Below are 23,231 nucleotides of genomic sequence, written 5' to 3'. Positions count from 1 at the left end.
GCGAATCTAGACCGGGGTGAGCCAGCCGCCCCACGGCGAGTTGCGCAGCACCGTGTAGACCGTCATCACCCCGAGGAACGCCCAGAGCATCCACTTCTCCAGCCCCGGCGCCCGCACCGCGTCGCCGCGCCAGGCCCGGCGAGTCCAGTCGGCGACCCACAGCACGAAGGCGAGCACCAGCGGCAGCACCAAAATATTGCTGTGCAGCGAGCCGAACAGGTCGCCTTCGGTGAGCAGGTGCGTGCCGCGCAGGCCGCCGCAGCCCGGGCAGTACCACCCGGTGAGCGCGTAGACCGGGCACAGCCCGTAGGAGCCTTCGACGTGCGGATCGCGCACATGCAGCAGCACGGCCGCGCCGATCCCGGCGCCCGCGACGGCCAGCGGCGCGAGCACTCCGAGCCGGCTGCGGGTAGCGGTAGTCACGGCTTCCAACGGTAGCGCACCGGATACCCGAAGATCGGCCACCGTAACGGCCCGACGGTTTTGGCCGGATCTCACAAAGAAGCCGCTTGCATCGTGCGCAATATATCTGCTGTCCAAAACAGGTATCGGGCTCCGAAATCCGGGTATAAAAGCTGCAAGAGCGAGGATTTACGCAGGGCGGCGCTTGCTCTGGCAAGCACTCTGCTTGCAGCGTAGGGTGTGCCGTTAGACACAAAGGAGTGCTCGCATGCTGGTCAAGTCGATGCGGACGGTTGCCGGGCTTCGCGGCGCCGAGCCCCTCACCGCCGCCTACCGCGCCGGGCTGCGCTCGCGCACCTACGGCTCCGCCTCGCTGAACCGGCCCGCCGCCGAGCCGGAGGTCTTCCCGGTCACCACCGTCGACGGCGCCAGACTCCGGGTGCACGCCTACGGCCCCGCCGATGCCGACGCGATCGTGCTGATCCACGGCTGGAGCTGCTGCATCGAGTACTGGAACCCGCAGATCAATGCCTTCGCCGAGAACTACCGCGTGATCTCCTACGATCAGCGCGGCCACGGCGACAGCGACCTCGGCCGGATCGCCCCCAGCGGCGATACCCTCGCCGACGACCTCGCCACCGTCCTGGACGCCACGCTGCGGCCGGGTCAGAAGGCGCTGCTGGTCGGGCACAGCATGGGCGGCATCACCATCCAGGCCTGGGCGCAGCGCTACCCCGAGCAGGTCGCCCGCCGCGCGGCGGGCGTCATCCTCGCGAACACCGCCTCGAAGGACATCGCGCACGAGACCGACCTGCTGCCGCTGCTGAACAAGCAGCTCTCGGTCGGCGGCAATCCGCTCACCCTGCTCGGCGCCGCCGTCCGGATGCCCATGTTCCTGGCCGAGGCGCTGCTCTTCGCCCCGGTACCGGTACCGGACGTCTGGCCGGTCGGGCTCGCGCTCAAGCACCGGGTGATGACCAGCAGGGCCACCGACGAGCAGGTCTCCTTCGCGCTCGGCGTCGTCCGCTCCTGCCGCCCGCTCTCCCGCGGCCTGCACGCCGCCGCGCTCGCCGAACTCGACCTCGGCGAAGCCGCCGCGCACCTGGCCGCGGTGCCGACCACGGTCATCGCGGGCGAGCACGACAGGCTGCTGCCCGAGCGGCTCTCCCGGCCCATCGTGCAGCACATCGTCAAGGCGGGCGGAACGGTCGACTACCAGGTGTGGCCGACCGGGCACCTCGGGAACGTCGAGGAGGCCGAGCGGTTCAACGCGGAGATCGCCAGGATGGCGGGGATGTCGCGCGGGGTCGCGGCGGTGGCGGGCTGACCGCTTTCCCCGAAGCCGAGGTCGCGGTCCGCTGGGGCCGCACCGGTGATCACCGCTTCCCCGCGGCCGCCGAAGTGGACGGCCGGTGGTGGGTGGCGCGGCTGAACCCGTTCCCGGACCACGAGATGTACACGCTCTTCGTCGACGGCGAGGTGCGCTTCGACTTCACCGAGGTTCCGGAGGCGTGGCTCGGGTTTCGCGCCGGTCTGAGCAGGGTGAATCGCTGGTCGGCGCGGCGTGCGCTCGCGCCGCTGCGCGAGTTCGCCGTCTACGGCAGTGAGGTCGGGCGCCCCTGCGACGACCCGTTCTGCTGCGGTTAGCCGCTTCCCTCCCGGACGTCCCTTCCCTCTTCGGCGAACGCCTTGAAGTCCAGCATGTGCTGCTGCGACTGCTTGCGGAAGGAACCGGGCAGCAGCCGCCCGAGCAATCGGATCAGCCGGCTGTCGAACCGGTACTCGCTCTCGCTCTCCCAGTGCGTCGTCCCGGGACCGGCCTCGGTCAGCCGGTCGCGCACGGCGCTCCACATGCCCGCGCCGACGATCTCCCGGTCGAAGCGCACGACGGCACCGGCGGGAATGTCGCGCAGCTCCGCGGGCTCGCGGCGGGTGATCGTCTCGACGCACTCGACCTCACGATTACCCGTCCGCAGCACCACCCGCGATTCGGTTCCGAGTTCCCCGTGCACCCCCCTGACCGGCTCGTGCAGCACCACCCCGCGCAGCCACTTCGGGATGTGCGCCGGGTCGGCGAGCAACTGGGCCACCCGCTCCCGCGGCAGCGCGATCTCGATCGAGTTGGTGTACTTCACGGGGTGAATCATATCAGTGTGTACTTATATAAGGCAGCTCTGATGCAGAGTTACCCCGCTGCGCTACGCGTTCGAGGTCTGCACCGAGGCCCCCGACGACGGCCGGTTACGACATCGCCGTCACCCGTGACCTCACCGCACCGGCCGACGCGGACACCGTGATCATCTTCGGGTGGCTGCCCGTCGACACTCCGCCCTCCCCCGCCGAGCGAGCGGCGCTGCGCGCCGCACACGCCCCGGGCGCGGGGCTCGTCACGCTCTGACTCCGGCGTCTTTCCCGGCGGTTCGCGGCTCGGCACCAGCCCCGGCGCCTGGCTGCTCGCCCGCCGGATCGATACCGCCCGCGCCCTGCTGGAGCAGACCGACCTCCCGGTCGAGGCCATCGCCGCCCGCGTCGGCCTCGGCACCGCCGTCAACCTGCGCCGCCGCTTCCGAGCGCGCATCGGCGTCACACCTGGCGCCCACCGCCGCGCGATGAGAATGTAATTCTCATGGGATCACCCCCGGCAACCAGCCCGCACCAGCGCAAACGCAACAGCAGGTTGACTGCGCGGCACCCTCATGGAAATCTGTAGTTCCAAAATGAGAATATAATTCTCACAAGGAGGATTACGGATGGCCAAAGCGCTTGCGGCAGAGGTGTCGACCTGGCCCGAGGACAACCCGCAGCTGATCGGGAGCCGGTGCGGCACCTGCGCCGCCACCACCTGGCCGCGGCAGTCGCGCTGCCCACGGTGCAGCGGCCCGGAGATGACCGATCTGCTGCTGCCCCGGAGCGGGACCCTGATCGCCTGGACCACGCAGGGCTTCGTCCCGAAGCTGCCCTACGCGGGCAAGGAGAACGCCGACAGTTTCCAGCCGTTCGGCGTCGGGCTGGTGCAGCTCGGCGAGGACGTGCGCGTCGAGGCCAGACTCACCGAATCCGACCCCGAGGTGCTGCGCTTCGGCATGGACGTCGAGCTGACCTTCGTCCCGCTGTACACCGACGACGCCGGTGAAGAGGTCATGACCTGCGCCTTCCAGCCGGTTCAGTGAGGAGAGACAGATGAACGACGTCGCCATCATCGGCGTGGGGCTGCACCCGTTCGGCCGCTTCCAGAAGACCGCCATCGAGCTCGGCGCCGAGGCGATCCAGCTCGCGCTCACCGATGCCGGGGTGCAGTGGAAGGACATCCAGTTCGGCTTCGGCGGCAGCTACGAGGTGAGCAACCCGGACGCCGTCACCCGCCTGGTCGGGCTCACCGGCATCCCCTTCACCAACGTGTTCAACGCCTGCGCCACCGCGGCCAGCTCGATCGAGCAGACCGCGGAGGCCATCCGCTCCGGCCGCTACGACATCGGCATCGCCGTCGGCATGGACAAGCACCCGCGCGGCGCCTTCACCGACGACCCGGCCAAGCTCGGCCTCCCGTCCTGGTACGCGGAGAACGGCCAGTTCGTGACCACCCAGTTCTTCGGCATCAAGGCCAACCGCTACATCCACGAGCACGGCATCTCGCAGCGCACCCTGGCCAAGGTCGCCGCCAAGAACTTCCGCAACGGGGCGCTCAACCCGAACGCCTTCCGGCGCAAGCCGATCTCCGAGGACGACATCCTCAACTCGACCATGCTGAACTACCCGCTCACCCAGTACATGTTCTGCTCGCCCGACGAGGGCGCGGCGGCGGTCATCATGTGCCGCGGCGACCTCGCCGCCCGCTACACCACCAAGCCGATCTACCTGCGCTCCAGCGCGATCCGCACCCGCCGCTACGGCGCCTACGAGGTGCACAGCACCTGGGCCGCGATCGACGAGGACGTCTCGCCCACCGTCTACGCCTCCCGCGCCGCCTTCGAGACGGCAGGCATCGAGCCGGGCGACGTCGACGTCATCCAGCTGCAGGACACGGATGCGGGCGCCGAGATCATCCACATGGCGGAGAACGGCTTCTGCAAGGACGGGGAGCAGGAGAAGCTGCTCGCCGAGGGGGCGACCGAGATCGGTGGGCGGCTGCCGATCAACACCGATGGCGGGCTGCTCGCCAACGGGGAGCCGATCGGGGCCTCCGGGATCCGGCAGGTGTACGAGATCGTGCAGCAGCTGCGCGGGAACGCCGGGGAGCGGCAGGTGCCTGGAAACCCGAAGGTGGGGTTCGCACAGGTCTACGGCGCGCCGGGTACCGCGGCGGCGTCGGTGCTCACCACCTGAGAGCGGTTGGCGGGTTCGGCCCGGTCCCCGCGACCGAGCCGAACCCGGGCAAGCCGCCCGCCGGACGCCACCACCGCCGAGTTCAGGCCGGAACCTGGCCTGCGGTCGCCTTCGGCTTCCTGGTCGGGCCGGTCCGCGCGTGCGTGGCGTAGATGACCAGCCCGACGAAGGCCAGCCCGCCTACCAGATTGCCGACGAGCGTGGGGATCTCGTTCCACACCAGGTAGTCGACGACGGTGAAGTCGCCGCCGAGCAGCAGCCCGGAGGGGAACAGGAACATATTGACGATGGAGTGCTCGAAGCCGAGGTAGAAGAACATCATGATCGGCATCCACATGGCGATCACCTTGCCCGGCAGGCTGTCCGACATCAGGGCGCCGACGACGCCGGTCGAGACCATCCAGTTGCACAGCACGCCGCGCACGAAGAGCGTGAGCATGCCTGCCGCGCCGTGCTCGGCGTACCCGAGCGTGCGGCCCTCCCCGATGTGCCCGATCGCCTGCCCCACCGCATCCGGCTCCACGCTGAAGCCGTAGGTGAAGTAGATCGCCATCAGCACCGCGGTGGTCATCGCGCCGGCGAAGTTGCCGAGGAACACCAGCCCCCAGTTCCGCAGCATCGCACCGATCGTCACCCCGGGGCGGCGGTCCAGCCAGGCCAGCGGCACCAGCGTGAAGACCCCGGTGAGCAGGTCGAAGCCGAGCAGGTAGAGCATGCAGAACCCGACCGGGAAGAGCACCGCGCCCACCAGCGCGTTCCCGGTCTTGACGGTGATGGTCACGGCGAAGGCCGCCGCCAGCGCCAGGATCGCCCCGGCCATGTAGGCGCGGATCAGCGTGTCCCGGGTGGACATGAAGACCTTCGACTCGCCCGCGTCCAGAATCCGGGTGGCCAGCTCGGCCGGTTTCACGTACGACATCACTCGGCCGCGTTCCACTCGTACGGCAGGAACTTGCCGTCGATCGTGACGACCACCCGGTCGCCGCCCGGGTGCGCCCGGCGCGCGATCGAGACATTGCAGTTGATCGCGCTCATGATCCCGTCACCGAACTCCTCGTGGATCAGCGCCTTGAACGCCGGGCCGTACACCGCGAGCAGTTCATGGAAGCGGTAGACCGTCGGGTCGGTCGCGATCGCGGCATCGGCGGTCCGGTAGGGCTGCCGCTGCAACGCGCGGACCGTCTCGGGGGCGAGGTCGAGCAGCGCGCCGATCCGCTCGGCGTCCTCGGCGGTCATCGGGTGCGAGCCGAGCAGCGCGGCGACCGTCCAGACCGGCGGCTTGCCGAGGTGCTCGGCCAGCTGCTGCCAGCTGTAGCCCTTCGCGATCCGCTGTCCGTCGACCTCGTTCGCCGCGCGTTCGCGCAGCGCCGGGTTGTAGGTCATGGGTTCTCCTCCTTCGAACAGCTCCCATGGAAAGCCACCGCCCCGCCGACCGCCGAGGACATTCGCGCAGGAAAATGGGCAATTCGTGCGCGTTCACACCGGTGAGACCGGGCAGCAACGGCGCCGACACGCCCGAGGGTCAAACTGCCCCGAGGTGGTGGTGATGACGACTTCGTGCACGGAAACCGACGCCGACCTGCTGGCGGCGATCGTCGAGGAGACCCCGACACCGCTCTGGGTGATCGCACCCGGCGGTGCCGTCCGGCTGGTGAACCAGGCCGCGGTCGCGCTGCTCGGCTACCCCGGCCCCGGCGAACTGCTCGGCCGCCCCAGCCACTGCACCCTGCACGACCGGCGCCCCGACGGCTCCGAATACCCCGCCGAGAGCTGCCCCATAGTCGGCCGGGCAGGCCCGCACCCGCGGGCGGGCACCGAGTGGTTCACCACGCGCACCGGCCGCCCGCTCCCGGTGCTGTGGTCCACCCGCGCCCTGCCCGGCTCCGACTGCACCCTGCTGGCCTTCGAGGACGCCTCCGACCGCGTCGCCGCCGAGCACCAGCGCGACACCTGGACCCGTCGCGAAGTCGCCCGCCGCGCCGACGCCTTCGGCGGCCGCACCCGCTCCGCCTTCCGGGACGAACTGCTCCGCCAGGTCCACGAGCACTTCCGCGACCCCGGCTTCACCGTCGCCGCCCTGGCCAGGAACAACCACGTCTCGGTCCGCTCGGTGCAGGCGCTCTTCGCCGAATCCGGCCGCGCCCCCGGCGACGAGATCCGCCGCACCCGACTGGAATTCGCCCGCCGCCTCCTGGAACGCGGCGCAGCCGTCGGCACCGCCTGCTACGACAGCGGCTTCAGCGACCCCGGCACCTTCACCCGCGCCTTCCGTCGGCACTTCGGCCACTCGCCGACGAGCTTCCTGCGCGAGCTGGCCTGACGCCGGGCGCCCGGCTCGCGCGACCGCCGATATCCTCGGCCGCGCGGTCGGCCCGACCACTGCCTACCTGATTCATGGAGCCGCCTGCGAGAATCGAACTCGCGACCTTTTCATTACGAGTGAAGCGCTCTACCGACTGAGCTAAGGCGGCGTGCCTTTCGGCCAGGGCAGTCTATCGTCCCCGACCCGGGATCACGAAAACAGGTGGTCACTTCGTTTGGGCCTCGATGAGCGCGGCGACCATCGCGGCGACGGCGAAGCGCGGTTTGACGTTCAGGTCGAGCGCTTCGCGGCAGGCGAGGACGGCTTCGACGGAGCGGAGCAGCCCCTCGGGGGAGACGCGGTCGGCGAGGTCGTGGATGGGGTCGCTGAGGTCGGGGTGGGTGAGCGAGACGCCGGCGCGGACGGCGCCGAAGCGGACGGCGATGGCGTCGCGGTAGACGCCTGCGATATCGATCAGGGTGCGGTCGAGTGCGTCGCGGCCGGTGCGGGTGGCGCGAGATTTCTGGCGGCGTTCGAGATCTTTGAGCACGCCGGCCGAGCCGCGGGTGGCGCCGGCGGCGCCCTTGCCGGTGCCGCCAGCGCCGAGTGCGGTGGCGAGTTCCTCACGCTCCGGCTCGTCGCGGTCCGCGCTCATCTCCTTCGCCTCGTCGTCGGCGGCTTTGACCAGTTCGTCGGCGGCGGTGTAGCCGTTGCCGCGGCCGACGGCGCCGACGAGGGCGAGCGACTTCTTGCGGCGGGCCCGCGCCTCGGGGTCGGTGGCGAGCCGCCGGGCGCGGCCGACGTGGCCGCCGCTCACCGAGGCGGCCCAGTCGGCGGCGTCGGCGGGGAGGCCGTCGCGTTCCTTCAGTACCCGGGCGATGGCGGGCACCGAAGGGGTCACCAGGTGGACGTGTCTGCAGCGGGAGCGCAGCGTGATGGAGATGTCCTCGGGGTCGACGGTGGGGGCGCAGAGCAGGAAGACGGTGCGCTCGGGCGGCTCCTCGACCGCTTTGAGCAGGGCGTTGCCCGCGCCCTCGGTCAGCCGGTCGGCGTCCTCGACGACCACAACCTGCCAGCGGCCGGTGCTCGGCCTGCGGGCGGCGATCTGCACGATGTCGCGCATCTCCCTGACGCTGATGCTGAGCCCCTCCGGCACGATCCGGCGCACGTCGCCGTGCGTGCCGGCGAGCACGGTGGCGCAGGCATGACAGTGGCCACAGCCGACGATCCCGGGCGTCGTACACTGCAGGGCCGCCGCGAAGCACACGGCGGCCACCGACCGGCCGGAGCCGGGCGGGCCGGTGAACAGCCAGGAATGCGTCATGGCGCCGGACATCCGGCCCTCGCGGGCCGCGGTCGCGGCGGCGGTCAGCTCGGCCTCGACCGTTTCCTGCCCGACCAATCGATCGAAGACTCCCGCCACGGCAACCACCCTAGCCGGGGCCACCGACGCCGCGCCCCCACACGGCGGTCAGCCAGACGGCGCGCGCGGCGGCGAGCGCGCGCTCGACCGGAACATCGGCGGCGGGCACGCTCTCCTGCCGCAGCACCCCGATCGTCATGCTGAACAGCGCCGTGACCAGCGCGGGAATGTCGTCGACCGGCGGGGCGGCGCGGCCGGAGGCCACCTGGGCCTCGACGAAGCCGACCAGTTTGCGCACGAAGGCGCCGATGAAGTCGTCCCACATGGCGCCGAGCTGCGGGTCGCTGTCGCGCGCCTGCACGCAGGCGTTGAGCAGCGGGGCGTGGCGCTGCCAGACGGCGACGGCGGCGTCCAGCATGCGGCCGGTGAAGGCGTCGGGGGCCTCGGCGTCGCCGAAGGTGCTCAGCGCGGAAGCGCTTGCGCAGTACCACTTCTGGCGTGGGGTCGGGGCGCGCATGGGGCTCGCGGTTCCGGACACCGCCGCGGCGTTCCTCGGCTGGGCACTGGAGTACGAGCGGGCGCACTACGGGTACACCGAGGGCGGCCGGGCGCTGGTCGACCAGCTCTTCGCCGACTGGCGGGCCCGCTGGTTCCCCGGCCCGGCCGGGGCGATCGGCGGCGGCGTGCTGCGGCTGCTCATGGACGACCACCTGCGGGCAGCCCACCGCCTCGCCGCGCCGCCGCGCCCGCTCACCGTGATCGCCCCGGCGCTGCTGCGCGGGTACCTCGCGCTCCAGGCCGCCCGGCCGCACCGCCCGGAGCGCTCCTGGGTCGACCACTTCGCCGAACCCGGCGCGATCGATATCGCCGCCTACGGCCACCGGCCCGCGTCGGCGTAGCGACCGGACCACCGCCGGTCTACTCGCTGGCGCTGCGCGCGGCCGCCTTCTTCGCGGGCGCCTTCTTGGCCGGAGCCTTCTTCGCGGCCGTCTTGGCGGCGGTCGCCTTGGTCGCGGTGGTCTTGGCCGCCGTCTTCTTGGCCGGAGCCTTCTTGGCGGCCGCCTTCTTCGTCGTCTTCTTGGCCACCTTCTTCACCGGCCCGCGCGCCCGCCGCTCGGCGAGCAGCTCGGCGGCGCGCGCGTCGCTGATGCTCTCGACCTCGTCACCCTTGCGCAGGCTGGCGTTGGTCTCGCCGTCGGTGACGTACGGGCCGAAGCGCCCGTCCTTGATCACCATGGGCTTCTCGGTCACCGGGTCGGCGCCGAGTTCACGCAGCGGCGGCGTGGCCCCGGCCTGCCTGCCGCGCCGCTTGGGCTCGGCGTAGATCTTCAGCGCGTCCTCCAGCGAGACGGTGAAGATCTGGCTCTCGTCGGCGAGCGAGCGGGAGTCGGTGCCCTTCTTCAGGTACGGCCCGTAGCGCCCGTTCTGCGCGGTGATCTCCTCGCCGGAGGCGGGATCCTTGCCGACCACCCGCGGCAGCGAGAGCAGCTTCAGCGCCTCGTCGAGGGTGACGGTCGCGGGATCCATAGACTTGAAGAGCGAGCCGGTGCGCGGCTTGGCCGCGGCGGGCTTCTTCACCGTCTTCGTCGCCTCGGTCTTCTCCGGGGCGGGCAGCAGCTCGGTGACGTACGGGCCGAACCGGCCCTCCTTCGCCACGATCTCGTGCCCGGACTCCGGGTCGGTGCCGAGCGAGCGGCCCTCCTGCGGGGTCGCGAAGAGCTTCTCGGCGAGCTCGGGGGTGAGCTCGTCCGGGGGCAGGTCGTCGGGCAGGTTGGCCCGCTGCGAGACCGGGTCGCCCTCCGGGTCGTCCGGGTCGGTGACGAGCCGCTCCAGGTACGGGCCGAACCGGCCGACCCGGACCACGACGTCCCGGTCCTCGTCGTCGCGGAACAGGACGATCGAGTTGACCTCGCGGGCGTCGATCTCATCCAGCCGCTCGCCGACCATCCGCTTCAGCCCGCCGGAGCGCGCGACCGAGCCCTCGGCCCCGGTCTCGCCGCCGAAGTAGAAGCCTGCCAGCCAGTCGCCGCGGCGCTCCCTGCCGCCGGCGATGGCGTCCAGGTCGTCCTCCATGGCGGCGGTGAAGTCGAAGTCGACCAACCTGCCGAAGTGCGCCTCCAGCAGCCCGATCACCGCGAACGCCACCCAGGACGGGACGAGCGCGCTGCCGCGCTTGTAGACGTAGCCGCGGTCGAGGATGGTCTTGATGATCGAGGCGTAGGTCGACGGCCTGCCGATGCCGAGTTCCTCGAGCGTCTTGATCAGCGAGGCCTCGGTGTAGCGGGCGGGCGGGTTGGTGCTGTGCCCGTCCGGGTTCAGCTCGACCGCGGTGACGGCCTTGCCCTCGGTGAGCGCGGGCAGCCTGGACTCGGCGTCGTCGGACTGGCCGCCGGCCTCCTCGTCCACGCTCTCCACGTACGCCTTGAGGAAGCCGGCGAAGGTGATGGTGCGGCCGGAGGTGGAGAACACGCACTCCTCGCCGGTGCCCGCGTGCCCGGTGACCCGGACCGTCAGCGTGGTGCCCTTGGCGTCGGCCATCTGCGAGGCGACGGTGCGCTGCCAGATCAGCTCGTAGAGCCGGAACTCGTCGGTGTCCAGCCGCGAGTGCAGCTGGCCCGGGGTCGAGAAGGTGTCGCCGGAGGGGCGGATCGCCTCGTGTGCCTCCTGCGCGTTCTTCACCTTGCGGGTGAACTGCCGCGGGGTCGGGTGCACGTACTCGGCGCCGTAGAGCTGGGTGGCCTGCGCGCGCGCTGCGGCGATGGCCGACTCGGAGAGCGTCGTCGAGTCGGTGCGCATGTAGGTGATGTAGCCGTTCTCGTACAGCCGCTGCGCCACCCGCATGGTGCGCTCGGAGGTGAAGCGCAGCTTGCGCCCGGCCTCCTGCTGCAGCGTCGAGGTCATGAACGGCGGGTACGGCTTGCGCGTGTACGGCTTGGACTCGACCGAGCTGACGGTCAGGTCGACGCCGTCGAGCGACTCGGCGAGCCTGCGCGCGTGCGCCTCGTCGAGCACGACGACCCCGGCGGCCGACTTGAGCGCGCCGCTGGAGTCGAAGTCGCGGCCCGAGGCGACCCGGGCGCCGTCCACGCCGACCAGGCGGGCGCCGAAGATCCGCGGATTGCTCGCGGCCTCCTGCTCGCCCGCGTCCAGCTTGGCGGCGATATCCCAGTACTCGGCCGAGCGGAAGGCCATCCGCTCGCGCTCGCGGCGCACGATGACCCTGGTGGCCACCGACTGCACCCGGCCTGCCGAGAGCCGTGGCATGACCTTCTTCCACAGCACCGGGCTGACCTCGTAGCCGTACAGCCGGTCCAGGATGCGCCTGGTCTCCTGCGCGTCGACCAGGTCGCTGTCCAGATCGCGGGTGTCGGCGGCGGCGGCGCGAATGGCGGGTTCGGTGATCTCGTGGAAGACCATCCGGCGAACCGGAATCTTCGGTTTGAGCGTCTCCAGCAGGTGCCAGGCGATGGCCTCGCCCTCGCGGTCCGGGTCGGTGGCGAGGTAGAGCTCGTCGGCGTCCTTGAGCAGGCTCTTGAGCTCGGTGACCTTGGACTTCTTGTCCGGGCTCACCACGTAGATGGGCTCGAAGTCGTTGTCGACGTCGACGCCGAGCCGCGCCCACGGCTGCCCCTTGTACTTGGCTGGCACGTCGGCGGCGCCACGCGGCAGATCCCTGATGTGGCCGACCGAGGCCTCCACCGTGTAGTTGCGGCCCAGGTAGGGGGCGATCTTCCTGGCCTTGGTCGGGGACTCCACGATCACGAGACGACGCAGGGGCCGGCCCTGGTCGGCTGTACCGCGGTCTCGTGTTGCCACCGGCGACTCCACACCTTTCGTTCTCTACCCGCACGGCGCGTATACGCCAGGCGCGGTTGCAGTGGGCGGCGCGGAACGACCGTCGCCGCCAGAGACGTTTATACCCTCGGCCTGCACACCGCGAGCGCGGTGGAAATACCGAGCGTACGACCTCTCAGCGGTTCAGTATGCACCGAACCACGAGCGTGATGCTTCCGCGCCGGACGCGCCGGCCCTGCGAGCACCCCCCTGAGCAGGGTCCGCGACGGACCCGGACCTCCCCCGGAAACGGCTTCGTCCCTCACCTCCGTCGCCGGTGGTGAGGGACGAACGCTGATGCGTGGCTCAGCTGAGCGCGCGCACTCCGGTGGCCTGCGGGCCCTTCGTGCCCTGACCGACCTCGAATTCGACCTTCTGGTTCTCCTCGAGGGTACGGAAGCCGGCCCCCTGGATTTCGGAGTAGTGGACGAAGACGTCAGCGGAGCCGTCTTCGGGCGCGATGAAGCCGAACCCCTTCTCCGCGTTGAACCACTTCACAGTTCCCTGTGCCATTCTGTTCCTTCTCTTTCTTACCCGGAACGGCGGACAACTGGTTCGTCCACCGGGCCCGTTGAGACCGCTGTACTGTTGGTTTCCCCCTGCAGGAAAGCCCGAGCACACCGTTCGCAACTCGATCCTGCTGACGGTTTGGACTTTGGATCCGTCCCTCGAACACAGAAGCTTGCGACCAGGAACCAGTGAACCAGTGAACCATGTCCTTCACGAATTCAACAGCCGAGTTACCAGTAATTTGCAAAAAACTTGATCTTGCGAATGCGCAGGTGCGGAACCCATTGGTGGAATCCATACTCCAGGTCGGTTTGCCGGTCGATAACCAAGTCCGAGTACGGCAAACGGGCTGTGATGCAGGTCGCTATTTGGTATCGAATACACCCTCGACGGCACGCCGATACACACTGTTCACAGCGCCGGAGGCCGGAAGGGGCGGTTACGCATGAGTAGCAAGCAGCCCGCGGCGTGCGCGGCGCCCGAATTACCGCTGTCCTATGGTCGATCGTTGCTCAACCGTGTTCTGGTCAATGGTCCAGAATTCGACGGGCAGTTGACGCACGTGGCGGAGCTGCCCGCGCGGCCCGCGGCGCCGGATTCCTGGCCGGAATGGGCTCCGCCCGAGGTCATCGCCGCTTTCCGGGAGACCGGGGTGCCGGAGCCGTGGCGGCATCAGCGGCAGGCGGCGGAGCTGGCGTTCTCCGGCGCCGATGTCGTGCTGGCGACCGGGACGGCGTCCGGCAAATCGCTGGCCTATCAATTGCCGGTGCTCAGCACCCTGCACGACGACCCGCGGGCCACCGCGCTCTACCTGGCCCCGACCAAGGCGCTCGGCGCCGACCAGCTGCGCGCGGCGGGCGCGCTCACGCACACCGGTGCGCTGCGCGAGGTGCACCCGGGCGGCTACGACGGCGATACAACGCCCGACGTCAGGCAGTGGGTGCGGGCCAACGCGCGCTTGGTCTTCACCAACCCGGACATGCTGCACCTCAGCGTGCTGCGCTCGCATCAGCGCTGGGGGCGGCTGCTGCGCGGGCTGCGCTACGTCGTGGTCGACGAATGCCACGCCTACCGGGGCGTCTTCGGGTCGCACGTGGCGCTGGTGCTGCGCAGGCTGCGGCGGCTGGCCGCGCGCTACGGCGCCGACCCGACCTTCGTGCTGTGCTCGGCCACCGCCGCCGACCCGGCGGCCGCGGCGTCCCGGCTGATCGGGCGGGAGTGCGCGGCGGTGACGGAGGACGGCTCGCCGAGCGGGCCGCGCACCATCGCGCTCTGGGAGCCGCCGCTGCTCACCGGCGTGACCGGGGAGAACGGGGCGCCGGTGCGCCGTTCGGCCACCGGCGAGGCCGGCCGCTTCCTCGCCGACCTGGTGCTGGAGGGCGCCCGCACGCTGGCCTTCGTTCGCTCCCGGCGGGGCGCCGAGGCGACCGCGCTGGAGGCGCGCAGGCTGCTCGCGGCGGTCGATCCGGAGCTGGTGGGGCGGGTGGCGGCGTACCGGGCCGGGTACCTGCCGGAGGATCGCCGGGCGCTGGAGGCGGCGCTCTCCGAGGGGGAACTGCTCGGGGTCGCGACCACGAACGCGCTGGAGCTCGGCATCGACATCGCGGGGCTGGACGCCGTGGTGATGTCCGGCTTTCCCGGCACCGTCGCCTCCTTCCGGCAGCAGGCCGGGCGGGCGGGGCGGCGCACGCAGGGTGCGCTCGTCCTGCTCGTGGCCAGGGACGATCCGCTCGACACCTACCTGGTGCACCACCCGGAGGCGCTGCTCGGCAAGCCGGTGGAGGCCACGATCACCGACCCGCGCAACCCCTATGTACTCGGCCCGCACCTGCTCTGCGCGGCTTGTGAGCTGCCGCTCACCGAGAACGAGATCGACGCGCTCGACGCCCGCGCCGTGGTGGCCGAGCTGGTCGCCGACGGGCTGATCCGGCGGCGGCCGGGGCGGACCGCCGACGAACCCGCACGCTGGCACGTGACCGCGGGCAGCCAGCCGCACGACGGGGTGGATGTGCGCGGCGGCATCGGCGATCCGGTGGTGATCGTGGACAGCGAGACCGGCAGGCTGCTCGGCACCGCCGACGCCGGACGGGCGCTCGCCACCCTGCACCCCGGCGCCGTGCACCTGCACCAGGGCGAGACCTTCGAGGTGGAGGAGCTCGACCTGGACGAAGGCGTCGCCTTCGTCCGGGCGGAGGATCCCGGGTGGACCACGCACGCCAGGCAGACGACATCGATCGAGGTCGTGCACACCATCGACCAGCGGGTTTCCGGTCGCGTGGTGGCCTCGCTCGCCGAAGTCCGGGTGACCGGGCAGGTCGTCGGCTACCTGCGCACCCTGGCCGACGGCGCCGTGCTCGACCTGGTCGAACTCGCCATGCCGGAGCAGATCCTCCCCTCGGTCGCGGTGATGTACACGGTGACCCCCACGCTGCTTGACGCGGCGGGGATCGTCGACGTTCCCGGTGCGCTGCACGCCGCCGAGCACGCCGCCATCGGGCTGCTTCCACTCATCGCGACCTGCGACCGCTGGGACATCGGCGGGGTCTCGGTGGCCGAGCATCCGGACACCGGGCTGCCGACCGTGTTCGTGTACGACGGGCAGCCGGGTGGCGCCGGCTTCGCCGAGCGGGGGTACGCCGCCCTGGAGCGCTGGCTGGCGGCGACCAGGGATCTGGTCATCGCCTGCGAGTGCCTGGCCGGGTGTCCGTCCTGCGTGCAGTCGCCCCAGTGCGGGAGCGGGAACCATCCGCTGGACAAGGACGGCGCTGCTCGGCTGCTCGGTGCGGTACTGCGGGAGATCACCGGCGCAACGCCGATCCGTGACGGTGGCGACGCCGCCTCGTGACCGCTCCGCCACCGGCGCTGGGTCGAAGCTCGTCGTGCTCGCCCCAGCCGGTCGCCGAGCGGCCGTCGAGGGCGTCCAACGAATAAAAAGGATAGATTTCAGGTTAACTGGACTATTGCCACGTCATCCAATTGCGGTCGATTGGTTCTTTTCGTTCTGTTTCGATTGGTTCTCCGCACATTAGTGGGAGCGTTCGCATTTCCCGCAGAATCGCGATTAATTCACTCTGATCGCGACGGTCCCGAGGGTTGCGCAATAGCGCATCGTGATCACTCGATCTTGTCCGTCGGACCGGCGCGAGCAGCTGCGCTGGCGAATCGTGCACCGAACAGACCTAGCGGTATTCGCAGCTCCGCGACGACGGTCACATCCCATTGATCGACGGTGCACTCGCGCAGCCGGGTGCCCGCTCGCGCCGCGAGCTCGTCGGCCGCCGCGCAGCCCGCCACCGGCCCCTCGAGCAGCGCGCCCGCCGCCGCCAGCGCGGCCAGGTCGGCGGCGGACTGCACCCGGTGCCTGGCGGCGACGGCGGCGCCGAGCTGGGCGACCATCGCGGTCACCGTCAGCAGGGCGAGCAGGGCGAAACAGGCGATCACCGTCGCGCTGCCGCGCTCACGGTGGGCGCAGACGGCCCGGTCGGGCGCGTCACCACGACGGTGGGCGCAGACGGCCCGTTCGGGCGCGTCGCCACGCTCGCCTCGCGCGCTCGGAGCGGTCACACGGGCGCGCCTGCTGTGCGCCGGGACAGCAGGCACGCTCGCGCTGACGTGCGTCCTCACCAGCCCGACTCCGGCTCGACGGCCGCGACGGCCTCGGCCCGCAGCCGCAATCCGGGCAGCAGCGGCACCGACGCTGTGACCTGTGCGACGACCAGTGCGCCGTCCTGCCGCAGCGTGATCTCGGCGCCGGTCGGGGCGACCTGTCGCGCCCCGGCTTCGGCCTGCGGCCCGTCGCCGCGGGCGGCGAGCCGGGCGGCCTCGCGGGCGGCGTCGACACAGCGGACCTGTGCCGACGCCGCGAGCAGGGCTCCGAGGCAGAGCGCGACCACCGCGACCAGGGTCGCGATCGCGATTGCCGCCTCGACGGTGACGGCGCCGCGATCGCCGCGGAGCGCGACGGTCAGACCGTCGTCCGCAGTGCCCGATCGATGATGCCGGTGAGCGCGTCCAGGATATTGTCCCCGGTCACCACGGTGTAGAGCACCGCCCCGAAGGCCGCGGCGGCGATCGTTCCGATGGCGTACTCGACGGTCGACATGCCGTCGTCGGCGCCGAGTGCGTGCCGGAGCCGCGCGCGCAGCCCGGTCCGCTCCGATTCGGTCATCCCTCTCCCCTTCCTGTCCGGCGGGCGCCCCGCGCGCCCGCCCGTTCCTGTGCCGCCTCACAGCAGCCCGTTTCCGAGGACCCGGCCCGCCAGCCCGATCACCACCGGCACGATGCCGAGGCAGAGGAAGGCGGGGAGGAAGCAGAGGCCGAGCGGGCCCGCGATCAGCACACCCGCGCGTTCGGCGCGCGCGGCGGCCGCGTCCTCGACCGCTGCCCTGCGGTGGTCGGCGAGTTCGGTGACGGCGGTGGCGAGTGCCGCGCCGGAGCGGGCCGAGCGGCGGGCCAGCCGGGCGAGGGCGTCGATCTCCTCGGCACCGGGGCGGTTCGCGCACTCGGCGGCGGCGCGCTGCCACGCGGTGCTCGCCTCCGCGCCGAGTGCGAGTAGTTCCGCGGCGCGGCGCAGGGCCCCGGCCACGACGGGTGGTGCCGTCGGGGCCACGGCTCGGGCCGCGTTCGTCATCGGGAGCCCGGCGCGCAGGCAGGCGGCAAGGAGGTCGAAGACGGAGGCGCCCGCCAGCGGGTCGGCGGTGCTCTCGGCTTCGGGCTCCGCGTCGGGGCCGGGTGTGCGCAGTCGGCGCACACCCGGCGGCCGCGATGGCGTGGCCAGCAGGGCGAGTGCGAGCAGCAGCATGGGAGCGGGGATCAGTGCGCTGGTCACCACGCCACTCCTCGGAGTTCGGTGCCGGTCGAAGGAGCACCAGGCGGGGCGGTAGCGCCGGTCCGAGAACTGGCCGGGGTGCGGAGGGCAGTCATGGGAGTACCGATCGGGTGATGGCGTCGGTCCAGAGGAGACCTGCGCAGGCGAAGGTGGCGCCGAGGGGTAGGAGGATCGTTCCGGCGCCGGGGCCGAGGAGGACGTCGAGGGGTGCGGCGCCCATGAGGTGGCCGAGGGCGATGCCGAGAATCGGGAGGGCGGCGAGGACGGTGGCGGTGGCACGGGCGCCCGCCAGGGCCGCTGTGGTGCGACTGCGGAAGCGCTGGCGGGCGTGCAGGTCGGTGCGGGCGGCGGTGATGAGTTCGGCGAGGGCGAGGCCGTGTTCCTCGGCGATGCGCCACGCGGTGGCGATGCGGGCGAGTTCGGGGGCGATCGGGGAGGTGGGGCGTTCCAGGCCGTCGGCGGCGGAGCCGCCGAGCTTGCTGCGGCCCGCGGCCACGGCGAAGGCGGCGGCGGCTTCGCCGCAGGCGTCGGTGGCTGCGGACTCGGCGGCGGCGCCGGGGTGCGCGCCGACTCGCAGTTCGGCGACGACCAGTTCGAGTGCGTCGAGCAGGTCGGCGGAGCCGGTTTCCCGGGTGCGGTCGATGCGGGAGCGGCGGATCCGGAGCAGGACGGTGCACGCCAGAACGCCGGTGGCGATGGATGCGCCGACGCCGAGCAGGGCGGCTGCCGCGGTGGCAAGGAAGCAGACGGCCTCGGCGCGGTGGTCGGCGAGGATGATGCGAAGCCGCCCCTGGTGCCGACCACCGATGACTCGCCCCCGACCATCGACGCCTGTCGGCGAGCCGCTGATGCCGACCACTCCACCACTGCCTGTCGGCGAGCCGCTGATGCCGACCACTCCACCACTGCCTGCCATCGAGCCGCCGATACCGAGCGAGGACAGCCGCCGACGTGCGGCGGGAGGTGGCACCAGCAGCAGAGCGACTGCGAGGCAGGCGAATGCGGCGCTCACGTCCACCACCCGGTGACCCCGCGCTCGGCCAGCAGCGCGCTCAGGGCGGGGGCGCCGGGCGTCGGCCCGTCCTCGGCGCTCCACGCCGCCTCGATGCGGACCTCGGCATCGCCGCTCCTGCGCAGCACCCCGATCTCGCGCAACCCCCGCGATCCGTCGGCGCGCCGGTGCACGTGCAGCACCACCTGGACCGCGGCGGCGAGCTGGCTGTGCAGGGCGGCGCGGCCCATGCCGCCGAGTGCGGCGAGCGCCTCGAGGCGGGCGGGGACCTCGCGCGGTGAGTTGGCGTGCACGGTGCCCGCTCCCCCGTCGTGCCCGGTGTTCAGCGCGGTCAGCAGGTCGACGACCTCGGCGCCGCGCACCTCGCCGACGACGATCCGATCGGGGCGCATGCGCAGCGCCTGGCGCACGAGGTCGCGCACCGTCACGGCTCCCGCACCCTCTACATTGGCGGGGCGGGCGACGAGGCGGACCACGTGCGGGTGCGGCGGCGCGAGCTCGGCCGCGTCCTCGACGCAGATGATCCGTTCGCTCCGCGACACCGTGGCGAGCAGCCCGGAGAGCAGCGTCGTCTTCCCCGCGCCGGTGCCGCCGACGACCAGGAAGGCCAGCCGCGCCCCGATGATCGCGGTGAGCAGTTCCCGTGCCTCCGGGGCGACGGCGCCCGCGCGGGTGAGCGCGTCGAGCCCCTGGGTGGCCGGGCGCAGCACGCGCAGTGACAGGCAGGTGCCGCCGTGCGCGACCGGGGCGAGCACCGCGTGCAGCCGGACCCCGAAGGCGGCGCCGATTCCGGCCGCGTGGCCGGGGAGCTTGCCGTCGACCCACGGCTGCGCATCGTCGAGGCGCCGACCGGCGGCGAGCGCGAGCCGCTGCGCCAGGCGGCGCACCGCGGCCTCGTCGGGGAAGGTGACGCTGGTGCGCTCCAGCCCACCGCCGCGGTCGATCCAGACCGCGCCGGGGCCGGTGACCAGCACGTCGGCCACGGCCGGGTCGTGCAGCAGCGGCTCGAGCGCGCCCGCGCCGGTCATCTCGGTCTGCAGCAGCCGCAAGGCGCGCAGCAGGTCGGTGTCGCCGAGGACACCGCCCGCCTCGGCTCTGATGGCGGCGGCGAGCTGCTCCGGCTCCGGCGGGCCGGTGCCGGTGGCGAGCCGCTCCCTGACCCGGTCGAGCAGCGCGGCGGTGACGAGGGCGCTCACCGGCCGCTCCGCTCACCGAGTACGGCGAGGATGGCGTCGGCGGCCCCGGTGAGCGGGGTGCGGCGGCCGAGGCCGAGGCCGCCGCGCTCCAGCCGCCCGGCGAGCCCCGGTTCGGCGCGGATGGCGGCGAGCAGCGGGAGGTCGAGGGCACCGGCGATCTCGGCGCCGCGCAGGTTGCCGGGTGCGGGGCCGCGGATCACCAATCCCTGGTTCGGGTTCCGGCGGCGGATGGTGGTGGCGACGGCGCCCGCCGCCGCGAGCGCCCGCAACCGCGCGGGAACCACGAGGACGACGAGATCGGCGGCGTCCAGCATCTGCTCGGCATGCGGCCCCCGCTCGCCTGATATGTCACAGATCACGAGATCTCCTGCGGCGCGGCCTGCTTCGACGACGGCGTGGCTCGCGGCGGCGCCGATCGGGGCGGGCAACTTCCCGGCAGCGGGCCGGGCGCAGGAGAGCACGGCGAGGCCGGGCGCGGCGCTGGGCAGGGCGCTGTGCAGCGCGCTCGCGGCGACCCGCCCGTCTTCGATGGCGAGGTCGGCCCAGCGCGGCCCGGCCGCGGTTTCGATACCGAGCAGCAGGTCGAGGCCGCCGCCGAGCGGTGCGCCGTCGACCAGCACGGTGTGCCCGCGGAACTGCCGCGCGGCGGCGCGCAGGGCGGTGGCGGCGGCGAGGGTGGAGGCGCCGGCCCCGCCGACCGCGCCGGCGAGCGCGACGACGACGCCGTCGCCCGCGCGCGGCTCCGCGTGTTCAGCAAACTTCTGCACCAGCTCGACGGCCGCACCGGGCAGCGCGACCACCCGCTCGGCCCCGACGGCCGCGGCGGCCCGCCAATCCGGCAGCTCCGGTTCCCCCGCGGTGACCAGGACGACGCCGACCCGTCGCGGGTGCCCGGCCTCCGCGCAGCCGGTGGCCGCGGCGGTGTCGAGCACGACCAGCGGGGCCGCGCTCCAGGCATGTCTGCCGACCGGCGGCGTCAGCTCGGTGAGCGGCCGCTGGGCGGCTGCCGCGACCCGGCGCACCTCGGCGCGCAGGGCGCTCTCGGCCACCAGCGCAAGGGCGGGGGCGCCGCCACCGTTCTCGGTATCCATGCAGTTCAGCGTGGTGGAACCGGGGAGGCCGCGACAGCCACCGGCAACCGAATGTGGATAACTCCGAGCCTGTGGATAACTCGCCGACGGCCGCGGCGCGGAGACTCGGCGAAACCGGGTCACCCGGCTGGAAATAGAGGACGGCCCCAGCCGGGGGGGGAGGAGGCTGGGGCCGTCGGGGTTCAGCCCCGGGGGGTCGGGCTGAACACGCCTGGAACGAATCCCAGGTACTGGCCATACTACACCCACGATCGGCACCGGACGCAAGTCCGACATGCCACATTCTCCGCCGCCGTGTCGCCCCCTGAGCGGGGCGGGAGCCGCTCGCGCGCGGCCGTTCGGCGGCCTGGCAAACCCGCAGTGACACCCACCGCGCGCACACCGGCACACTCGCGCCCGGCATGCCTATTCTGGACCGATGACGGCCGACGACACCGCCCCGCGGAACGAGCCCCCGGTTCGGGCCGGGCACGTGGCCGCGTTCTTCGATCTGGACAAGACGGTGATCGCCAAGTCCAGCACGTTCGTGTTCAGCAAGCCGTTCTACGCCCAGGGGCTGCTGAACCGGCGCTCGGTGCTGGAGAGCAGCTACGCGCACTTCCTCTTCCAGCTCTCCGGCGCGGACCACGACCAGATGGAGCGCATGCGCGCGCACCTCACCAGCATGTGCGCGGGCTGGGACGTGGAGCAGGTGAAATCCATTGTGGCGGAGACGCTGCACGAGCTGGTCGAGCCGCTGATCTACGCCGAGGCGATGGATCTGATCGCCGATCACCGCATCCGCGGGCACGACGTGGTGATCGTCTCGGCCTCCGGTGAGGAGATCGTGGCGCCGATCGCGGCGGCGCTCGGCGCCGACCACGTGGCGGCGACCAGGATGGTGGTCGCGGACGGCCACTACACCGGCGAGCTGGACTTCTACTGCTACGGCCCCGGCAAGGTTGCCGCGATCGAAAAGCTGGCCGCCGACAAGGGTTACGAGCTGGCGCGCTGCTACGCCTACTCGGATTCGGTGACCGACCTGCCGATGTTGAGCGCGGTCGGGCACCCGACGGCGGTGAACCCGGACCGCTCGCTGCGCCGGGAGGCGACGGCGCGCGGCTGGCCGGTGCTGACCTTCTCGAACCCGGTGTCGCTGTGGTCGCGCTTCCCGAGCTCGTCCTCGACGGTGGCGGCCACCGCGGTGGTCGGACTCGGCGCGCTGGTGGCAGGCGCGCTCAGCTACCGGTTGCTGCGCAAGCGGTAGAAACAGCCTGGCAAATCCGCCGGTGGAAGCCCTTGATGTGAGGGCGGTCACAATGTAAGAATGGGTGCCACGGGAAGACGGAAGGCAAGGGCGGAGCCGGAAGAGAAGGCTCAGTCTCCCGACCCACCTTCCCCAGCACGGACGCCAGGTACCCACGCGGAGCGCGCCGCGAAAGGGCAGAAGCGTTGTGGGCCTGCGGGTTCCGGATTGGTGGCGGCGATGGCCTCGCACAGGTTGCGGGGATGAACCGCCGGAGTCCGGTCCATCCGCCGAGGCCGGAGAACACAACCCACCGAGCACGCTTGGTAGCCCGGTGATCCGTGCTCGCGGGCGGTGAGTCGATGCCGACACACCGCCCGCTTTGGTGTCCGGCTACTGTCCGGCAGCCGCGTCCGCGATCGAGGTGGCCTCGCGTGCGCCGTCTTCCAGTCCGCCGCAGCAGAAGATGACCCAGCCGCCGACGGCCTCCGGCTCGCCCGAGCCGAAGCCGGCGGCGGCGTCCCGGTAGGCCTGCCCGCGGCGCAGCCAGAACACCTCGGGCACGCCGAGCGCGTGCGGGTCGAGGCCGCTGGACACCGTGACCAGCCGGGCCGCGGCCCTGGCGACCAGCCCGTCGGCGGTGCCGAAGGGGCGCAGCCCGAGCAGCTCGCCGTGCACCACCGCGGCGAGCACCGGCGCGGGGGCGGTGGAGGTCAGCGCGATCTGGGCGAGCAGGTCGAGCCGTTCGGCGACCCCGGCATCGGCGCGCGGGCGGCCGAGCGCCGCCTCCTCGGTAAGGTCGGCTGCGGCGAGCAGGTGCAGCCGGGCCAGCGCCTGCAGCGGCGCCCGCTGCCAGGTGCCGGTCAGATTGCGCAGCGCGTCGCCGTCCAGCGCCTGCCCGACCCGCAGCGCGCCAGCCAGGATCGGGTCGTCGACCCGGCCGTCCACGCTGGGCAGGTCGGTGCTGCCGCCGTCGATGGCGGCCGACGAGCGGGCGGCGCGCACCGCGGCCTCGGCGGCGGTGGTCGGCCAGCCGCGCCGGTTGGTCTTGTGCCGGTGCACCGCGGCGAGCGCGTCGCGGGCGCGGTCGGCGGCCGCGCGGACGCCGGGCAGGTCGACGAGGGGCTGCAGCGGGTCGGTCACGG

The 23,231-nt window shown here is 72.0% G+C and carries 25 protein-coding genes and 1 tRNA gene; 9 read left to right on the top strand and 17 right to left on the bottom strand.

Translation table 11 applies throughout. The features are described from left to right. Window positions 1-6: 6 nt before the first annotated feature. Window positions 7-423, bottom strand: a complete 417-nt coding sequence (locus tag LTT61_RS20205; RefSeq protein ID WP_233015639.1) for a DUF2752 domain-containing protein — start codon at window positions 421-423, stop codon at window positions 7-9. A gap of 247 nt (window positions 424-670) precedes the next feature. Between LTT61_RS20205 and LTT61_RS20200 the strand changes: the two genes are divergently transcribed. Together LTT61_RS20200 and LTT61_RS20195 are read left to right on the top strand one after the other, a co-directional pair. Continuing rightward, on the top strand, window positions 671-1,729 hold the full coding sequence (locus LTT61_RS20200; RefSeq protein WP_233015638.1) for an alpha/beta fold hydrolase: 1,059 nt from the start codon (window positions 671-673) through the stop codon (window positions 1,727-1,729). Window positions 1,730-1,803: 74 nt separating this feature from the next. After that, window positions 1,804-2,049, top strand: a complete 246-nt coding sequence (locus tag LTT61_RS20195) for a hypothetical protein (protein ID WP_233015637.1) — start codon at window positions 1,804-1,806, stop codon at window positions 2,047-2,049. Here LTT61_RS20195 and LTT61_RS20190 read toward each other — a convergent pair. Next, on the bottom strand, window positions 2,046-2,537 hold the full coding sequence (locus tag LTT61_RS20190; protein ID WP_233015636.1) for an SRPBCC family protein: 492 nt from the start codon (window positions 2,535-2,537) through the stop codon (window positions 2,046-2,048). The genes LTT61_RS20195 and LTT61_RS20190 overlap by 4 nt on opposite strands. A 315-nt stretch (window positions 2,538-2,852) precedes the next feature. On the opposite strand from LTT61_RS20190, the gene LTT61_RS20185 reads away from it, so the two are divergent. From LTT61_RS20185 to LTT61_RS20175, 3 genes are all read left to right on the top strand, one after another. After that, on the top strand, window positions 2,853-3,023 hold the full coding sequence (locus LTT61_RS20185; protein ID WP_332909252.1) for a helix-turn-helix domain-containing protein: 171 nt from the start codon (window positions 2,853-2,855) through the stop codon (window positions 3,021-3,023). 129 nt (window positions 3,024-3,152) lie between these two features. Continuing rightward, window positions 3,153-3,572: a Zn-ribbon domain-containing OB-fold protein gene (locus LTT61_RS20180; protein ID WP_233015635.1), complete on the top strand. Its 420-nt coding sequence runs from the start codon at window positions 3,153-3,155 to the stop codon at window positions 3,570-3,572. 10 nt (window positions 3,573-3,582) lie between these two features. Continuing rightward, window positions 3,583-4,725 (top strand): thiolase family protein, encoded by a 1,143-nt coding sequence (locus LTT61_RS20175; RefSeq protein WP_233015634.1) that lies wholly within the window; start codon window positions 3,583-3,585, stop codon window positions 4,723-4,725. Between the two features lie 82 nt (window positions 4,726-4,807). On the opposite strand, the gene LTT61_RS20170 is transcribed toward LTT61_RS20175, so the two are convergent. Further along, the gene (locus LTT61_RS20170; RefSeq protein WP_233015633.1) at window positions 4,808-5,644 is read right to left on the bottom strand and encodes a formate/nitrite transporter family protein; all 837 of its coding nucleotides are present in this window, start codon (window positions 5,642-5,644) and stop codon (window positions 4,808-4,810) included. Further along, window positions 5,644-6,108 (bottom strand): cyanase, encoded by a 465-nt coding sequence (gene cynS / locus LTT61_RS20165; RefSeq protein ID WP_233015632.1) that lies wholly within the window; start codon window positions 6,106-6,108, stop codon window positions 5,644-5,646. The genes LTT61_RS20170 and cynS overlap by 1 nt, the downstream gene beginning before the upstream one ends. A 163-nt stretch (window positions 6,109-6,271) precedes the next feature. Here cynS and LTT61_RS20160 point away from each other — a divergent pair, with 163 nt between their 5' ends. Next, entirely contained in the window at window positions 6,272-7,045 is a 774-nt protein-coding gene (locus LTT61_RS20160) for a helix-turn-helix domain-containing protein (protein WP_233015631.1), read from the top strand. A 75-nt stretch (window positions 7,046-7,120) separates the two neighbouring features. Here LTT61_RS20160 and LTT61_RS20155 read toward each other — a convergent pair. The 3 genes from LTT61_RS20155 to LTT61_RS20145 form a co-directional block, all read right to left on the bottom strand. Then, window positions 7,121-7,196, bottom strand: a tRNA-Thr gene (locus LTT61_RS20155). Window positions 7,197-7,253: 57 nt separating this feature from the next. Beyond that, window positions 7,254-8,450 (bottom strand): DNA polymerase III subunit delta', encoded by a 1,197-nt coding sequence (locus LTT61_RS20150; RefSeq protein ID WP_233015630.1) that lies wholly within the window; start codon window positions 8,448-8,450, stop codon window positions 7,254-7,256. Window positions 8,451-8,460: 10 nt separating this feature from the next. Further along, entirely contained in the window at window positions 8,461-8,928 is a 468-nt protein-coding gene (locus LTT61_RS20145; protein WP_233015629.1) for a hypothetical protein, read from the bottom strand. On the opposite strand from LTT61_RS20145, the gene LTT61_RS20140 reads away from it, so the two are divergent. Further along, window positions 8,906-9,289, top strand: coding sequence for a hypothetical protein (locus LTT61_RS20140; RefSeq protein WP_233015628.1), 384 nt, complete (start codon window positions 8,906-8,908; stop codon window positions 9,287-9,289). The genes LTT61_RS20145 and LTT61_RS20140 overlap by 23 nt on opposite strands. 19 nt (window positions 9,290-9,308) lie before the next feature. Here LTT61_RS20140 and topA read toward each other — a convergent pair whose 3' ends face one another. Both topA and LTT61_RS20130 read right to left on the bottom strand, forming a co-directional pair. After that, on the bottom strand, window positions 9,309-12,206 hold the full coding sequence (gene topA, locus LTT61_RS20135) for a type I DNA topoisomerase (protein ID WP_420094670.1): 2,898 nt from the start codon (window positions 12,204-12,206) through the stop codon (window positions 9,309-9,311). A gap of 324 nt (window positions 12,207-12,530) precedes the next feature. Further along, a complete protein-coding gene (locus LTT61_RS20130) occupies window positions 12,531-12,737 on the bottom strand; it encodes a cold-shock protein (RefSeq protein WP_067648074.1) in 207 nt (68 codons plus the stop codon). Window positions 12,738-13,179: 442 nt separating this feature from the next. Between LTT61_RS20130 and LTT61_RS20125 the strand changes: the two genes are divergently transcribed. Further along, a complete protein-coding gene (locus LTT61_RS20125; protein ID WP_233015626.1) occupies window positions 13,180-15,579 on the top strand; it encodes a DEAD/DEAH box helicase in 2,400 nt (799 codons plus the stop codon). Window positions 15,580-15,848: 269 nt separating this feature from the next. Here LTT61_RS20125 and LTT61_RS20120 read toward each other — a convergent pair whose 3' ends face one another. The 7 genes from LTT61_RS20120 to ssd all read right to left on the bottom strand — a co-directional run bounded on the left by LTT61_RS20120 (window position 15,849) and on the right by ssd (window position 20,861). After that, window positions 15,849-16,298 carry an Rv3654c family TadE-like protein gene (locus tag LTT61_RS20120; RefSeq protein ID WP_269821770.1) on the bottom strand — a complete coding sequence of 150 codons (450 nt, stop codon included), beginning with the start codon at window positions 16,296-16,298 and terminating at the stop codon, window positions 15,849-15,851. 56 nt (window positions 16,299-16,354) lie between these two features. Further along, window positions 16,355-16,702, bottom strand: coding sequence for a TadE family type IV pilus minor pilin (locus LTT61_RS20115; protein WP_269821907.1), 348 nt, complete (start codon window positions 16,700-16,702; stop codon window positions 16,355-16,357). Beyond that, window positions 16,699-16,902, bottom strand: a complete 204-nt coding sequence (locus LTT61_RS20110; RefSeq protein WP_233015624.1) for a DUF4244 domain-containing protein — start codon at window positions 16,900-16,902, stop codon at window positions 16,699-16,701. The genes LTT61_RS20115 and LTT61_RS20110 overlap by 4 nt, the downstream gene beginning before the upstream one ends. A gap of 57 nt (window positions 16,903-16,959) precedes the next feature. Beyond that, the gene (locus tag LTT61_RS20105) at window positions 16,960-17,535 is read right to left on the bottom strand and encodes a type II secretion system F family protein (RefSeq protein WP_420094822.1); all 576 of its coding nucleotides are present in this window, start codon (window positions 17,533-17,535) and stop codon (window positions 16,960-16,962) included. A gap of 118 nt (window positions 17,536-17,653) precedes the next feature. Further along, window positions 17,654-18,574: a type II secretion system F family protein gene (locus LTT61_RS20100; protein ID WP_233015622.1), complete on the bottom strand. Its 921-nt coding sequence runs from the start codon at window positions 18,572-18,574 to the stop codon at window positions 17,654-17,656. Beyond that, window positions 18,571-19,770 carry a TadA family conjugal transfer-associated ATPase gene (locus LTT61_RS20095; RefSeq protein WP_233015621.1) on the bottom strand — a complete coding sequence of 400 codons (1,200 nt, stop codon included), beginning with the start codon at window positions 19,768-19,770 and terminating at the stop codon, window positions 18,571-18,573. The genes LTT61_RS20100 and LTT61_RS20095 overlap by 4 nt, the downstream gene beginning before the upstream one ends. Beyond that, the gene (gene ssd, locus LTT61_RS20090; protein WP_233015620.1) at window positions 19,767-20,861 is read right to left on the bottom strand and encodes a septum site-determining protein Ssd; all 1,095 of its coding nucleotides are present in this window, start codon (window positions 20,859-20,861) and stop codon (window positions 19,767-19,769) included. The genes LTT61_RS20095 and ssd overlap by 4 nt, the downstream gene beginning before the upstream one ends. Before the next feature lie 418 nt (window positions 20,862-21,279). Here ssd and LTT61_RS20085 point away from each other — a divergent pair, with 418 nt between their 5' ends. After that, the gene (locus tag LTT61_RS20085) at window positions 21,280-22,107 is read left to right on the top strand and encodes an HAD family hydrolase (protein WP_233015619.1); all 828 of its coding nucleotides are present in this window, start codon (window positions 21,280-21,282) and stop codon (window positions 22,105-22,107) included. A gap of 372 nt (window positions 22,108-22,479) precedes the next feature. Here LTT61_RS20085 and LTT61_RS20080 read toward each other — a convergent pair whose 3' ends face one another. Further along, window positions 22,480-23,229: an oxidoreductase gene (locus tag LTT61_RS20080; protein ID WP_233015618.1), complete on the bottom strand. Its 750-nt coding sequence runs from the start codon at window positions 23,227-23,229 to the stop codon at window positions 22,480-22,482. Window positions 23,230-23,231: the final 2 nt, after the last annotated feature.

The sequence above is a fragment of the Nocardia asteroides genome, assembly GCF_021183625.1.
In the GTDB taxonomy this organism is placed as follows: domain Bacteria; phylum Actinomycetota; class Actinomycetes; order Mycobacteriales; family Mycobacteriaceae; genus Nocardia; species Nocardia asteroides_A.
Note: the sequence above shows the minus strand (reverse complement) of the source record. Positions and strands in the feature narration are given on the sequence as shown.